Annotated in this window: 13 protein-coding genes; 8 read left to right on the top strand and 5 right to left on the bottom strand. The window is 73.5% G+C overall.

Translation table 11 applies throughout. From position 1 onward, the window contains the following. Positions 1 to 42 precede the first annotated feature (42 nt). The 4 genes from ACFVDM_RS33430 to ACFVDM_RS33415 all read right to left on the bottom strand — a co-directional run bounded on the left by ACFVDM_RS33430 (position 43) and on the right by ACFVDM_RS33415 (position 2,938). On the bottom strand, positions 43 to 846 hold the full coding sequence (locus tag ACFVDM_RS33430; RefSeq protein ID WP_383649327.1) for an SURF1 family protein: 804 nt from the start codon (positions 844 to 846) through the stop codon (positions 43 to 45). A 92-nt stretch (positions 847 to 938) separates the two neighbouring features. After that, positions 939 to 1,172 (bottom strand): hypothetical protein, encoded by a 234-nt coding sequence (locus tag ACFVDM_RS33425; RefSeq protein WP_383649324.1) that lies wholly within the window; start codon positions 1,170 to 1,172, stop codon positions 939 to 941. Between the two features lie 63 nt (positions 1,173 to 1,235). After that, entirely contained in the window at positions 1,236 to 2,240 is a 1,005-nt protein-coding gene (locus ACFVDM_RS33420) for a DEDDh family exonuclease (RefSeq protein WP_383649321.1), read from the bottom strand. 29 nt (positions 2,241 to 2,269) lie between these two features. Next, complete coding sequence (locus tag ACFVDM_RS33415) at positions 2,270 to 2,938, bottom strand: TetR/AcrR family transcriptional regulator (RefSeq protein ID WP_383649318.1); 669 nt, start codon at positions 2,936 to 2,938, stop codon at positions 2,270 to 2,272. A 112-nt stretch (positions 2,939 to 3,050) separates the two neighbouring features. Here ACFVDM_RS33415 and ACFVDM_RS33410 point away from each other — a divergent pair, with 112 nt between their 5' ends. The 5 genes from ACFVDM_RS33410 to ACFVDM_RS33390 all read left to right on the top strand — a co-directional run bounded on the left by ACFVDM_RS33410 (position 3,051) and on the right by ACFVDM_RS33390 (position 8,053). Then, positions 3,051 to 3,851, top strand: coding sequence for an acetoacetate decarboxylase family protein (locus ACFVDM_RS33410; protein ID WP_383649315.1), 801 nt, complete (start codon positions 3,051 to 3,053; stop codon positions 3,849 to 3,851). After that, entirely contained in the window at positions 3,848 to 4,732 is an 885-nt protein-coding gene (locus ACFVDM_RS33405) for an SDR family NAD(P)-dependent oxidoreductase (RefSeq protein ID WP_383649312.1), read from the top strand. The genes ACFVDM_RS33410 and ACFVDM_RS33405 overlap by 4 nt, the downstream gene beginning before the upstream one ends. A 78-nt stretch (positions 4,733 to 4,810) precedes the next feature. Then, positions 4,811 to 6,091, top strand: coding sequence for an amidohydrolase family protein (locus ACFVDM_RS33400; RefSeq protein ID WP_383649310.1), 1,281 nt, complete (start codon positions 4,811 to 4,813; stop codon positions 6,089 to 6,091). Next, positions 6,088 to 7,314: an amidohydrolase family protein gene (locus tag ACFVDM_RS33395; protein ID WP_383649307.1), complete on the top strand. Its 1,227-nt coding sequence runs from the start codon at positions 6,088 to 6,090 to the stop codon at positions 7,312 to 7,314. The genes ACFVDM_RS33400 and ACFVDM_RS33395 overlap by 4 nt, the downstream gene beginning before the upstream one ends. Positions 7,315 to 7,339: 25 nt before the next feature. Then, positions 7,340 to 8,053, top strand: a complete 714-nt coding sequence (locus ACFVDM_RS33390) for a VIT family protein (protein ID WP_383649303.1) — start codon at positions 7,340 to 7,342, stop codon at positions 8,051 to 8,053. Positions 8,054 to 8,067: 14 nt separating this feature from the next. Here ACFVDM_RS33390 and ACFVDM_RS33385 read toward each other — a convergent pair whose 3' ends face one another. Then, a complete protein-coding gene (locus ACFVDM_RS33385) occupies positions 8,068 to 11,169 on the bottom strand; it encodes an NACHT domain-containing protein (protein ID WP_383649300.1) in 3,102 nt (1,033 codons plus the stop codon). Between the two features lie 147 nt (positions 11,170 to 11,316). Between ACFVDM_RS33385 and ACFVDM_RS33380 the strand changes: the two genes are divergently transcribed. Genes ACFVDM_RS33380 through ACFVDM_RS33370 form a run of 3 tightly spaced genes read left to right on the top strand, consistent with a single transcriptional unit; the run spans position 11,317 to position 13,955 of the window. Then, positions 11,317 to 12,201: a sterol desaturase family protein gene (locus ACFVDM_RS33380; RefSeq protein WP_383649298.1), complete on the top strand. Its 885-nt coding sequence runs from the start codon at positions 11,317 to 11,319 to the stop codon at positions 12,199 to 12,201. Next, positions 12,198 to 12,890, top strand: a complete 693-nt coding sequence (locus ACFVDM_RS33375; RefSeq protein ID WP_383649295.1) for a lysoplasmalogenase — start codon at positions 12,198 to 12,200, stop codon at positions 12,888 to 12,890. The genes ACFVDM_RS33380 and ACFVDM_RS33375 overlap by 4 nt, the downstream gene beginning before the upstream one ends. A gap of 21 nt (positions 12,891 to 12,911) precedes the next feature. Further along, positions 12,912 to 13,955: a zinc-dependent alcohol dehydrogenase family protein gene (locus ACFVDM_RS33370; RefSeq protein ID WP_383649293.1), complete on the top strand. Its 1,044-nt coding sequence runs from the start codon at positions 12,912 to 12,914 to the stop codon at positions 13,953 to 13,955. Positions 13,956 to 14,001 lie beyond the last annotated feature (46 nt).

Below are 14,001 nucleotides of genomic sequence, written 5' to 3'. Positions count from 1 at the left end.
AGAACCGGGAGTCACCCCGGCGGAGGCCGGGCGGAGGAGGGGTCAGGCCTGGGCCGGCTCGGGTTCGGCCGTCTCGGACGGGGCCGCGGCCTCGGCGGCGGCCGCCGTCCGGTCGCGCTTCTCCCGCCGGGCCAGCACCACGAAGCCGACCGGCACACCGGCCGCGAACAGCCACCACTGCACGGCGTACGCCATGTGCGGGCCGATCGAGCTGTCGTCCGGGGCCTCGATCAGCTCGGGGCGGTCGGCCTCGGGCTCCGGCGCGGTCTGCTCGATGTAGCCGCCCAGCACCGGACGGGAGAGCAGCTTCGCCTGCTGGACGCTGTTGATCAGCATCACCTGGCGGTCCGGCAGGTCCGCGAGGTCCTTGATGCCGCTGCTGCCCGTCGTCTCGTCGGCCTTGAGCCGTCCGGTGACGGTCACCTCGCCCGCGGGCACCGGCGGCACCGCGGGGAAGGCGTGCTGGTCGGAGGCGGCCGGCACCCAGCCGCGGTTGATCATGACCGTGCCGCCGCCCCTGAGGTCGAAGGGGATCAGCACATGGACGCCGATGCTGCCGTCCGTCGCCGTCCTGCGGCGCACCACGACCTGGTGCTTCGTGTCGTACGTCCCGGTGGCCGTCACCGTGCGCCAGTAGTCCGCGCGCGGCACGGTGTGGCCGGGGGAGGTGAGCGAGGAGACCGGCACCGGCGGCGCCTTGAGGTTCCGTGTGATCAGCGCGTTCTGCGCGACCTTGTGCTCATGCCGGTGCAGCTGCCAGAAACCCAGCTCGACCATGGTGGGGATCAGCACGAGGGCGATCAGGGCCAGGATCAGCCACTGCCGGGTCAACAGGAAGCGGTACACCCCATGACCGTACAACTGCGGCATGGGGTGCATCGCGGAGGGGTGGGGGAAGGGGAGTGGATGAAGGGGGAACGCGGCCGGACGGCCGGTGCTCAGACTTTGTCGACGATGCCCGCCTTCCCCTCGGCGCGGGCGCAGTGACCGCCGCAGAACCAGTGCCCGTCGACCTCGACGCCCTGGCCGATGATCTGGACCCGGCAGTGCTCACAGATGGGTGCCATGCGGTGGATGGCGCAGGAGAAGCAGTCGAAGACATGAATCGCGCCCTGCGCGTGCACCTCGAAGGACATCCCGTAGTCGTTTCCGCAAACCTCACAACGTGCCATGCGCCACAGGGTGGGACGCGCGGGGGCGGCGGGCGAGCGGCGGGCGGGCGCGTCGCCCCCGGTTCACTCCGATGACGGCGTCGGTCCCGGCACCTTCGGCGCCGGGACCACGTCCCGCAGCAGATGGGTGAAGGCGCTCTCGTCGAGGATCGGGGTGCCGAAGGACTTGGCCTTCACCGTCTTGGACGTCGCCGCGTCGGGGTCGTTGGTCACCAGCAGGCTCGTCAGCCGGGAGACGCTGGTCGCCACGTGCAGTCCCGCCTCGACGGCCCGGTCCTCCAGCAGTTCGCGGTCGACGGAGGTGTCTCCGGAGAACGCCACCCGCATGCCCTGCATCAGGGGCTTGTCCTTCTCGTACCGCCCCGGATTCGGATAGGGGCAGGCCGGGCGCTTGCGCGCGGGGCGCCAGCTGGTGCGCGCGCCGTACGCCGGCTGGTAGCCGACCTTCGGGGTGACGGGGGAGTCGGACCACTCGGTCAGCGGGCGGCACTCCAGCAGCGGCAGCCGCACTCCGCCGCGCGCCGCCGCGTGCAGGCTCGGGCGGAACGCCTCGGCCAGCACCCGGGCGTCGTCCAGCGCGTGGTGCGCGTGCTGCTGGACCACGCCGAAGTGCGCGGCCAGCGACTCCAGCTTGTGGTTGGGCAGCGGCAGCCGCAGCTCCTTGGAGAGCGCGATGGTGCACAGCCGCTGGCGCACCGGGGCGACCACCGCCGCGCGCGCGTACTCCCGGGCGAGCATCGACCAGTCGAAGGCGGCGTTGTGCGCGACGAGCACCCGGTCCGCCAGCCGCTCGGACAGTTCGGCGGCGATCTCCGGGAAGAGCGGGGCGCCTTCCAGGACGTCGCTGGTCAGCCCGTGGATCCAGACCGGGCCGGGATCGCGCTCCGGGTTGACCAGGGTGTACCAGTGGTCCTCGACGTCGCCCTGGGCGTCCAGGCGGTAGACCGCGGCGGACACTATCCGGTCGTCCCGGGCGAGTCCGGTGGTCTCCACGTCGACGACCGCGTACCCCTGCGGGTAGGCGGTCGGCCACGGTGCTGCGGTCTGGCGGTCGTCGAGCATGGTCACAGAGAATACGGGCCGCCACCGACACTCCCCTATTCGGCCGTCGCCCCCGCCCCCGGCCCGGACGGCCCGGCCGCCTCCGGCGCACCGGCCAGCAGCCCCTCCACCAGGGCCCGCAGGGAGGCCGTGAACAGCCGGTCCGGGTCGGCCGGGCGGGCCAGGGCGCGGGCCAGCGCCGGGTCTCCGTCCGCCGACGAGGCCCCCCACAGCGCGCCCTCGTCCGGGGACTGGACGGGGGACCGCTCCCGGTTGCGCTCCACCAGCAGGAAGCCCACGGTGTGGAACTGCACCGCCCGGACGGCCTGGGCCGCCCGCGCGCCGCGCAGCCCCGCGGCATGCGTCTCGTGGACGAGCGCCCGCTGGGCCGGCAGGAACATCCGTTCCGTCAGTCCCCGTTCGTGGACCATCGCGATCAGATGCGGACGGGCGCGCAGCTCGCGGCGGAGCGCTCGGGCCACCGACACGATCCGGGCGGCCGGGGTGCGGCCGGCCGGGCGCAGGGTGCCCAGCTCCCGCACGGTCCGTTCGACCAGCGCGTCCAGCAGCGACTCCCGGTTGCCCACGTGCCAGTAGATCGAGGTCACCGCCGTGCCCAGTTCGGACGCCAGCCCGCGCATGGTGAGTGCCTGCGGACCGCCGCGCCGCACCAGGTCCGACGCGGCGGCCAGCACCTCCTCACGGGTCAGTGACGATCGCCCCACGGTCTCTCCTGTCCTTCGAAGTCCATTGCGCGCACGGCTCTTTACCCTTCACGGACTCCGGTGTAACTGTGTTACAGAACCCGGTACGGACAACCGAGAAGGGTGGCACCGCATGGCACGTGTACGGTACGGCGCGCGCACCGAGGCCGAGATCGCGGCGGCCCGCGAGGCCCGGTCCGCGCTGCCCGACATCTGGTCGACCGGTGTCACCGCCGTCTGGGAGAGCGACCCCGACGCCGTGGCGGCCGTCCTCCCGCCGCCGCTGAAACCCTCCGGCCGCCCGCTCGTCCGGGCGAGCATCAGCAAGGTCGACCTGCCCGGCTACCCCCTCGGCGCCGGATCCGTCTCCGTCGCCGCCGTGCACGACGGGCAGGAGGGCTGGTATCCGCTGGTCATGCCGATGACCCACGAACGGGCCCTGACCGGCGGGCGCGAGGTCTTCGGCGAACCGAAGAAGCTCGGCCGGGTGGAGGTCGAGCGCGACGGCCTCGTCGTCCGCGCCGTGCTCGGCCGCCACGGCATCGACTTCGTCGAGGTGCGCGGCGCCGTCGGCGAGCCCCTGCCGCTGCCCGGACCCACCGTCAAGCTCGACTTCTACTTCAAGTTCCTGCCCGCGGTGGACGGCGACGGCTTCGAGTCCGACCCCGTCCTCGTCCACTGCACCCGCCACGAGAAGGTCCGCCGGCTGGAGCGGATCAGCGGCGACGTGGTGCTGCGCGACTCGGTGTACGACCCGGTCGCCGACCTCCCCGTGCACCGCGTCGTCGCCCTCACCCTCGGCGAGAAGACCAGCGACCAGCGCGGCCGCGCCGTGGAGCGGGTCGCCGCCGAGGCGCTGCTGCCGTACGTCCACCAGCGCTACGACGACCCCCAGCAGATCCACGACGGCCCGCCGCGAGGGAGTGTCCGATGAGGCTCGAAGCCGGACAGACCGCCGTCGTCACCGGCGCCGCGAGCGGGATCGGCCTCGCGATGGCCCGGCGGTTCGCCGCCGAGGGGCTCTCCGTCGTCCTCGCCGACGTCGAGGAGGGCGCCCTGCGCAAGGCCGCCGACGCCCTGGGTGCCGAGGGCGCCCGAGTGCTGGCCCACCCGACGGACGTCGGGGAACGCGACTCCGTCACCGCCCTCGCCGACGCCGCGTACGACGCCTTCGGCGCCGTGCACGTGCTCTGCAACAACGCGGGCGTCGGCTCCGGGGCCGAGGGCCGGATCTGGGAGCACGAACCCAACGACTGGAAGTGGGCGTTCGCCGTCAACGTCTGGGGCGTCTTCCACGGCGTCCAGGCCTTCGTCCCGCGCATGCTGGCTGGCGGCGGCCCCGGACACGTCGTCAACACCTCCTCCGGCGACGGCGGGATCGCCCCGCTGCCCACCGCCTCCGTCTACGCGGTCACCAAGTCCGCCGTCGTCACCCTGACCGAATCGCTCTACGCCCATCTGCGGGCGGAGGACGCCCCCGTCGGCGCCTCGGTCCTCTTCCCCGGCCCGCACATGCTGCGCACCGGCCTGTGGGAGTCGTACCGCAACCGCCCCGAGCGCTACGCCAAGGAGCGCCCGCGCCGCACCCCGTACCGCAGCCTCGACCAGTGGGAGACCGCCATGCGCGCGGCGGGCCACGAGGTCGAGTTCACCCCCGTGGAGGACGTCGCCCGGACCGTCGTCGACGGGATCCGCGCCGACCGCTTCTGGATGCTGCCGGACAGCGAGCACAGCGACCGGCAGATCCGGGCCAGGTCGCAGTCGATGCTCGACCGGTCGAACCCGTCCTATCTGGAGCGTTTCGTACTCGACTGATCCGAACGAAAGGGCCGGGGGCCGTTCGCCCGGACCGGGCCCGGCCGACCGACCCACCGACCGACCGAGGAGCGTGCGATGAGCGACGACGACCCGTACCTGATCATCTCCTCCGACTGCCACGCCGGACTGCCCACCGAGGAGTACCGGCCCTACCTCGACCGCCGCTTCCACCGCGCCTTCGACGACTTCCTGGCCGGCCGCGACCGCCGCCGCGAGGAGATGACCCGGCTCGGCGTACGCAACGAGGCCTTCGCCGAGAAGTGGTTCCGGGACAACGAGGAAGGGCTCAGGGGCGGCTGGGACAGCGCCCGGCGGATCAAGGAACTCGACGCCGACGGGGTGGCCGCCGAGGTCGTCTTCCCCGACGCGGACGCCGTCGACAGCCGCACCGCCGCCCCCTTCGGCGTCGGTCTCGGCCTCTCCGGCGACCAGGACCCCGAGCTGGGCATGGCCGGCGCGCAGGCCCACAACCGCTGGCTCGCCGAGTTCGTCTCCGCGCACCCCGAGCGCCACTGCGGGGTCGCCCTGCTGCCCGTCACCGGCGAGGTGGACCGGGTCGTCGCCGAGATCCACCGCGCCAAGGAGTCCGGCCTCGGCGCCCTGATGATCCCCTCCATGTGGGTGGACAAGGCCCCCTACCACGACCGCCGTTACGACCCCGTCTGGGCGGCCGCCGCCGAGACCGGCATGCCCGTCGTCACCCATTCCGGCGCCGCGCCCCGCCACGAGTACGGCGACCACCTCGGCATCTACGTCTCCGAGGTCACCTGGTGGCCCTCCCGCCCCCTCTGGTTCCTCCTCTGGTCCGGGGCCTTCGAACGCCACCCCGGGCTGAGGTTCGGCGTCGCCGAGTCCGGCTGCTGGTGGCTGCCGAACCTCCTGTGGTTCATGGACCGCCTCTACCTCGGCGCCCACGGCGGCAAGAAGCTCTCCCCGTTCGCCGAACTGAAGCGACCGCCCCACGAGTACCTGGACCGCCAGGTGTTCGTCTGCGCCACCAACACCAAACGCCGCGAACTCGCCCAGCGCTACGAGATCGGCGTCCGCAACATCCTCTGGGGCAGCGACTTCCCGCACCCCGAGGGCACCTGGCCGCACACCGCGACCTGGCTGCGCGACACCTTCCACGACATCCCCGTCGCCGAGACCCGGCAGATGCTGGGCCTGGCCGCCGCCGAGGTCTTCGGCTTCGACACCGACCGGCTCGCCCCGCTGGCCGCCCGGATCGGCCCCACCCCCGCCGACCTCGGCCAGAGCCCCGACCAGAGCGCCGTCGAGGCCTCCTGGGCCCGCTCCCGCGAGACCGGCCGGCACTGGCTGACCGGCCACGACTTCCCCGTCCTGGGGGCGTCATGACCGCCCGGTACACCGTCATCTCCGCCGACTGCCACGCCGGCGCCGACCTCCTCGACTACCGGTCCTACCTGGAGTCCGCGTACCACGACGACTTCGACGCCTGGGCCGCCACCTACGTCAACCCGTACGAGGACCTGGTCGCCGACACGGCCGACCGCAACTGGAACTCCGCCCGCCGCCTCGCCGAACTGGAGGCCGACGGCATCGTCGCCGAGGTCGTCTTCCCCAACACCATCCCGCCCTTCTTCCCCTCCGCCTCGCTGATGGCCCCCGCCCCCACCCGGCAGGAGTACGCACAGCGCTGGGCCGGACTGCGCGCCCACAACCGCTGGCTCGCCGACTTCTGCGCGGACGCGCCCGGCCGCCGGGCCGGAGTCGCCCAGATCCTCCTCAACGACCCGGCGGAGGCGGCCCGCGAGATCCGCCGCACCCGGAAGGCCGGCCTCACCGGAGGCATCCTGCTCCCCGGCGCCCCGCCCGGCTCCGGCCTGCCCGAACTGCACTCCCCGGTCTACGACCCCATCTGGGCGGCCTGCGCGGAACTGGACGTCCCCGTCAACCACCACGGCGGCTCCGCCTCCCCGCCGCTCGGCGACGAACCGGCGGCCCGCGCCGTCTTCATGGTGGAGACCACCTGGTTCTCCCACCGCGCCCTGTGGCACCTGGTCTTCGGCGGGGCGTTCCGCCGCCACCCCGGGCTCAGGCTCGTCCTCACCGAACAGGGCTCCGGCTGGATCCCCGGCGTCGTCGAGATGCTGGACTACTACCACGGACGCCTCGTCGCGGCCGCCTCCCGAACGGCCACCGCCGAAGCGAAGTTCGGTGCGGGCCTCGCCGGTTCCATGGGCGCCCGCCCCAGCGAGGTCTGGCGCGAGCACTGCTTCGTCGGCGCCAGCTTCATGCGCCCCCACGAGGTCCCGCTGCGCGACCGCATCGGCCTCGACAAGATCATGTGGGGCAGCGACTACCCCCACGACGAGGGCACCGCCCCCCACACCCGCGAGGCCCTGCGGATCGCCTACGCCGGACTCCCGCCCGAGGAGATCGCCGCCATGACCGGCGGCAACGCCGCCCGCGTCTACGGCTTCGACCTCACCGCCCTCGACCGGATCGCCGCCCGCGTCGGCCCCACCGTCGAGGAGATCGCCCAGCCCCTGAAGGAGATCCCGGCCGGCGCGACCAGCCCCGCCTTCGCTCCGGGTGGGTCGGTGCGTGTCTGGTGACCGGGGTGGGTGAGACCATCCCCGGGTGACTCAGACCCGCGACCACGACGAACCGCACGGCAACGAGCTGGGCGTACGCCTGAACTGGCTGCGCGCCGCCGTTCTCGGGGCCAACGACGGTGTCGTCTCCACCGCCGGCCTCGTCGTCGGCGTCGCCGGGGCCACCGGCGACCGGGGAGCCCTGCTGACCGCCGGGCTCGCCGGGCTGCTGGCCGGTTCCATGTCCATGGCGGCGGGGGAGTACGTCTCCGTCTCCACCCAGCGCGATTCGGAGAAGGCCGCCCTCGCGACGGAGAAACGGGAACTCCAGGAGACCCCCGAGGCGGAACTCGCCGAACTCACCGGTCTGCTCCAGGGCAAGGGCCTCAGCCACGACGTGGCCCGCGAGGCCGCCCTCCAGCTCACCGAGCGCGACGCGCTGCGCGCCCACGCCGAGGTCGAACTCGGCATCGACCCCGACGACCTCACCAACCCCTGGCACGCCGCCGGCGCCAGCTTCCTCGCCTTCACGGTGGGCGCCCTGCTCCCCCTCCTGGCGATCGTCCTCCCGCCCTCCTCCCTGCGCCTCCTGATCACCGTCCTCTCCGTCCTCGCCGCCCTCGCCCTCACCGGCTGGTGGAGCGCCCGCCTCGGCGAGGCCAAGGCCGGCCCGGCGGTGCTGCGGAACATGGGCGGGGGAGCGGTGGCGATGGCGGTGACGTACGCGGCGGGGGAGTTGCTGGGGGCGGCGGGGGTGTAGGAGGCGACCGGCGCTCAGTGCAGGCGGGTGAGGCGTTCGGGCGGGAAGAGCTCGTCCCCGACGGTCCGGGTGTCGCGGCCGATGGTGAGGGTGAGGTGGTCGAGGCCGGCCAGGGGCGTCAGGTCCTGGGGGGCCTCCGAACGGCTGTAGAGGGTCAGCTCCGTGAGCGCGGGCAGATCCTTCAGGGCGGCCAGACCGCCGGACGCCGGGCAGTTGTAGAGGCGCAGCTCGCGCACCGTGGGCAGCGCGCCGAGCCAGGAGAGGTCCAGGGTGTCGAGCCCGTCGAGGGAGAGCCGGCGGAGGCGGGGGAGTGACTCGTTCCTGCACACGTACCGCAGCTGCGAGGTGGTCTCGACCCGGAACTCCTCCAGCCCCGTCCACTCCTCGATCCCCTCCAGGCTCATCTCCCCGGCCGGACCGATCACGTAGAGCAGGTCGAGAGCGCGGCTGAGCGGCAGCTCACCGAGGGACGCGACGGGGAAGCGGTGCCCGAGGACCATCTCGCGCAGTTCGGTGAACGGCGCCAGCTGCTCCTGCGGCAGTCCCGGATGGAGCCGGTTCAGGGAGAGCCAGGTCAGCGGGAGGCCGTGCAGGGGGCTCACATCACGGACCCCGGGGCACAGACTGAGCCCCACCTCCGTGAGCGAGCGCGCGGAGGCGAGCGGGGAGACGTCGGTGAGCGTCCCGTTGTCGAAGGTGAAGAACCGCCGCACCTCCCGGCGGCCGGGCAGCCAGGACAGATCGGCATGGTCGCCCTGGAGGCGGATCGCGCGCGCCCCGGGCACGTACCGCAGGGCCTCCACCTGTTCGGGGCTCTCCGCGGAGACGTACGACCGGTCCCAGGTCCTCCCCGCGAGCACGTCACGGGCGTAGGCGTCCGTGTCGAACGCGCACCACGCGTGGCACAACTGCGAGCCCACCCAGGAGCGTTCGTCCCCCCGGTACCTCCGGATCACCTCGTAGGCGGCGGCGCCCCCCACCAGCCCCGCCGTCATCACCACATAGCCCGCCTCGGACTCGCCCGCGACGTCCTCCGGCCCCGGCAGCAGTTCCAGCACCAGTTCGCCGACGCCGGCCAGTTCCTCCGCCTCCTCGCGGCTGCGCGGCGGCAGCAGCTCCTCCGTGCGCCGCCGGACCTCCGCCCGGACCTCCGCGTCCAGCTCCGGGGCCTGTTCGACGCTCGCGGCGGCGAGGAGGACGAGCCGGTTGCGGTAGGTGGGGGTGCGGTCGGCGCGCTTGAGGAGCTGCCGCAGGAGCCGGTCGCGTTCGTCGCGGCGGGCGTGGCCCACGGCCATCTGGACGACGTCGTGCCACTGGTCGTCGTGGGCGTGCTTGACGAGCACGCCGAAGTCGCGGGCCTCCACGGCCGCCTTCGAGCCCAGGTAGTCCTGGAAGGTGCGGTGCACGAACCCGACGGAACCGGGGGCGGGTTCGCGCAGGAGACCGCTGCGGATGAGGAGGTGCGAGAAGACCTCCTGGGGGCTCTCGCGGACCTGGGACATGGCCGACAGCCACTCCGTGACCATCTCCAGGGCCTCGTCGCGGTCGGCCTCCGCCTGGCCGTTGCGGATCAGCCAGTACGCGAGCCGCTGGAGCAGGGCCGTCTGCTCCTCGCGGGTCAGGTCGACGCCCTCGACGCCGACGATGTCGCGCTCGGTGTCGCGGCGGACCAGGAGCATGTCGAGCGCGGCGTCGTACAGCTCCTTGCGGGCCCGGGGCAGCTGCATGCGGCGGTCGCGGTTCAGCGCGCAGAGCAGGGCGCACATCAGCGGGTTCGTCGCCAGCCGGCCCAGGTCCCGGCGGGTGGTGACGGCGCGGCGCAGCGCCTCCTCGTACGTGTCGAGCCGGGCGCGCTCCTCGTCCGAGGCGCACTCCGACCGGGCGGCGCCGTGCCAGTGCGCGAGGAAGGAGAGGATGTCCTTGTCGTTCATCGCCAGCAGCGAGTGCGCCCGGAATCCGGAGCCGGACAGCCAGCTCTCCGGCACGGCGGACGGCCGGGTCGTCACCACGTAACGGGAGCGGGGGTAGGCGGTGATCAGGTCCTTCAGCCAGCGCTCGGTCCGCTGCCGCAGCCGGGCCGGGACCTCGTCGACGCCGTCCACCAGCACCAGGCCGCGCCCTTGGCTGAGCACCCGGTCCGCCCAGCCGGCGGGCGCCGCGCCGTGCAGCGGGACGCCCGTCGCGCGCAGGAAGTCCTCCGGGCCGGGCGGCGCCCCGTCGGAGGTGAAGGCGCGCAGCCGCAGGACGAAGGGGACGCAGCGGTTCCAGTCCGCCAGTTCGGGACCGAAGGACTGCCGGGCCGCGTTCACCGCCAGCCACTGGACCAGCGTGCTTTTGCCCGAACCGGCCGGCCCCCGCAGCAGCAGCCGTTCCGACCCGGCCAGGGCCTGCTCGGCCCGGACGGTCGTCCGCTCCGGAGCCGACTGCTCCCACCACTCGGGGGCGCTGTCGTGCGAGCTGACCGACAGGCTCAGATAGGCCGTCTCCAGCGGCCAGTCGCCCGCCGACCTCCCCAGCGTCAGCCCGAACAGCTCGACCCGGCCGTGCGCCCGCGCCACGAAGTCCGCGTACCGCTCCTCGAACTCCAGCGCCGCCGCGTCCGGGCGCGGGCCGAGCCGGTCCCGTACGTCCTCCACCAGCGCCCGGGTCCGGCCCGCCGTCCGGGTCTGCTCCACCGCCGCCCGCGCCGCGAACGACGGTTCGGCGGTCAGCTGCTCCACGACATGCGCGCAGCACCGGACCAGCAGCTCCGCGTACAGCTCCGCCGCCCGCCGCGAGAGTCCGGCGGCCTCGGGCGGCGGGAAGCCGGCGGCCAGCGCCTCCGGGTCCAGGCCGCTGGCGAACAGCCGCTCCGGGGTCAGCTCGCCCGCCGCCGCGAACGTGTCCTGTACGGCGGCGACGGCGGCCAGCCGTTCGTGCTCCGGCAGCTCGGCGTACGCCTCCTCCAGCCGGCCGCCGAGCACCTTCGCCAGCCGGTCCGGTTTCGCCGGGCGGGGGAGCGGGCGGACGGGATCCGGGACCAGACCGGCCCCCGGCTTCGGTGCGAGCAGCGACCTGGCCACCGTGCCCAGCACCGTCGTGGCCAGCCGGACGAGCGCAACTTCCAGACCCTGCACCGCAGTTCCTCCCCCGTTCTGGACCGTCAACGGATCGTACGACGCCCCGGCCTGTCGGAAGGTGCCAAAGACCGCTGACACCCTGTCTCGCATACTTGTTGGTAACAACGTCTGGTCCCGGCCGACCAGCGGCTCTACCGTGCAGTCATGCCGACGAACCTGCCCGATGTAGTGCTCTGGTCCATACCGGCCTTCGTCCTGCTCACGCTCGTGGAAATGGCGCTCCACCACTTCCACCCCGACGAGGAGGCCGCCGGTTACGAGGCGAAGGACGCCGCCACCAGCATCACCATGGGCCTGGGGAGCCTGGGCTTCGACCTGATGTGGAAAGTGCCCGTCGTGGCGGTCTACACCGCCGTGTACGAGCTGACGCCGCTGCGCGTGCCCGTGCTGTGGTGGACGGTCCTGCTGATGCTGCTGGCCCAGGACTTCTTCTACTACTGGTCGCACCGGGGGCACCACGTCGTCCGGATCCTCTGGGCCTGCCACGTGGTCCACCACTCCAGCCGGAAGTTCAACCTCTCCACCGCGCTGCGCCAGCCCTGGACCTCGCTGACCTCCTGGCCGTTCTACCTCCCGATGATCGCCTGCGGCGTCCACCCGGCGGCGCTCGCCTTCTGCTCGTCGGCCAACCTCGTCTACCAGTTCTGGGTGCACACCGAGCGCATCGACAAGCTGCCCCGGCCCTTCGAGTACGTCCTGAACACGCCCTCCCACCACCGGGTGCACCACGCCTCCCAGGGCGGCTACCTCGACCGGAACTTCGGCGGCATCCTGATCGTGTGGGACCGCTGGTTCGGCTCCTTCGCCGCGGAGCGGGAACGGCCCGTGTTCGGGCTCACCAAGAACATCGACACCTACAACCCGCTGCGCGTCGCCACCCACGAGTACGCCGCCATCGCCCGCGACGTCCGGGCGGCCGGCAGCTGGGGCGAACGGGCCGGACGGATCTTCCGCGGCCCCGGCTGGCAGCCCGCCCCCTCGCCCGCCGCGGCCGCGTCCGCCGTCCCCGCCCCGGAGCACGCCCCATGAGCACCGCCACCCCGCCCCCCGGCCGCCGGGAGCGCTGGGCGCGCCCGCTGCTCGCCGCCTTCCTCGTCGCCTGCGCCGCCGACCTCGTCGGGGTCCTCGCCGGCGTCGACGTCCTCCACCTCGTCGCCAAACCGCTGCTGATGCCGCTGCTCGCCGGATACGCCTTCGCGCGGCGCGGGCCCCGGCTGCTGATCGCGGCACTGCTCTGCGGCTGGGCCGGCGACGTGTTCCTGCTGGTGGACGCCGATCCGGCCTTCCTCGTCGGCATGGGCGCCTTCGCCGCCGGTCACGTCTGCTACCTGGTCCTCTTCGGCCGGGCGCGGGGCCCGCTGCTGCCCGCGCTCGTCTACGCGGCCGTGCTGGCCGGGTTCCTCGCCCTGCTCTGGGGCGGGCTCCCGGCCGGGCTGCGGATCCCGATGGCCGCGTACAGCCTGCTTCTGACCTCCGTCGCCTACCGCTCCGGCGTGTACGGCCGGTACGCGGCGGTGGGCGGCGGGCTCTTCCTGCTCTCCGACGCCCTGATCGCCACCGGGATCGCCGACCGCCCCGAGCCGCCCGCACCCGCCTTCTGGGTCATGCTCACCTACGTGGCGGCCCAGCTCCTGCTCACCCTGGGGATCCTCGGCCCGGGGGCGCGGGACGCCGTGCCGGCGCGCGGGGCGTACCGTGAACGGAGTACCACCATCTGAGACCGGCAAGGACCCCCACGCATGCGCGCCACCGTCATCCAGGCCCCCCACGACATCCGGGTGCGGGAGGTGCCCGACCCGGTCATCCAGCAGCCCACCGACGTGGTCCTGCGGGTTCTGCGCGCCTGTATCTGCGGCAGCGACCTGTGGGCCTACCGGGGCGAGTCCGCCCGGCAGCCGGGCCAGCGCATCGGCCACGAGTTCCTCGGGATCGTCGAGGAGACCGGCTCCGAGGTCAACGGCTTCACGGCCGGTGACCTCGTCGTCGCCCCCTTCGTCTGGTCCGACGGCAGCTGCGCCTACTGCGCCGAGGGACTGACGACCTCCTGCCCGCAGGGCGGCTTCTGGGGCTCGGTGGGCTCCGACGGCGGGCAGGGCGAGGCCGTCAGGGTCCCCTTCGCCGACGGCACCCTGGTCAAGCTGCCCGCCGCCGCGGCCTCCGACGACCGGCTGCTCACCGCGCTCCTGGCCCTGTCCGACGTCCTCGGCACCGGGCACCACGCCGCCGTCGGCGCCGGGGTGAAGCCCGGCTCCACCGTCGCCGTCGTCGGGGACGGGGCCGTCGGGCTGTGCGGCGTCATGGCCGCCAAGCGGCTCGGCGCCGAGCGGATCGTCGCGCTCGGCCGCCACGAGGCCCGGACCGACATCGCCCGCGCCTTCGGTGCCACCGACGTCGTCGCCGAACGCGGCGAGGCCGCCGTCGCCGCCGTGCGCGAGCTGCTCGGCGGCGAGGGCGCCCACGCGGTGATCGAGGCCGTCGGCACCGAGCAGTCGATGCGCACCGCCGTCGGCATCGCCCGGGACGGCGGGGCCGTCGGCTACGTCGGCGTGCCGCACGGCAGCGGCACCGGACTGGACCTCGGCATCATGTTCGACCGGAACATCGCCCTGCGCGGCGGCGTCGCCCCCGTCCGCACGTACATCCCGGAACTGCTCCCGGACGTGCTCTCCGGCACCATCGACCCCTCGCCGGTCTTCGACATGACCGTCGGGCTCGACGAGGTGCCCGACGGCTACAAGGCGATGGACGGGCGCACCGCCCTGAAGGTCCTCATCAAGCCGTGAGACGAGCGGTCCGGGGCACCGGCGCCGGGCGCCGGCCCCCGGACCG

Origin of the sequence: Streptomyces sp. NPDC057682 (genome assembly GCF_042799575.1) — a bacterium.
Classification (GTDB): domain Bacteria; phylum Actinomycetota; class Actinomycetes; order Streptomycetales; family Streptomycetaceae; genus Streptomyces.
This window is presented reverse-complemented; position numbering and strand designations above follow the sequence as displayed.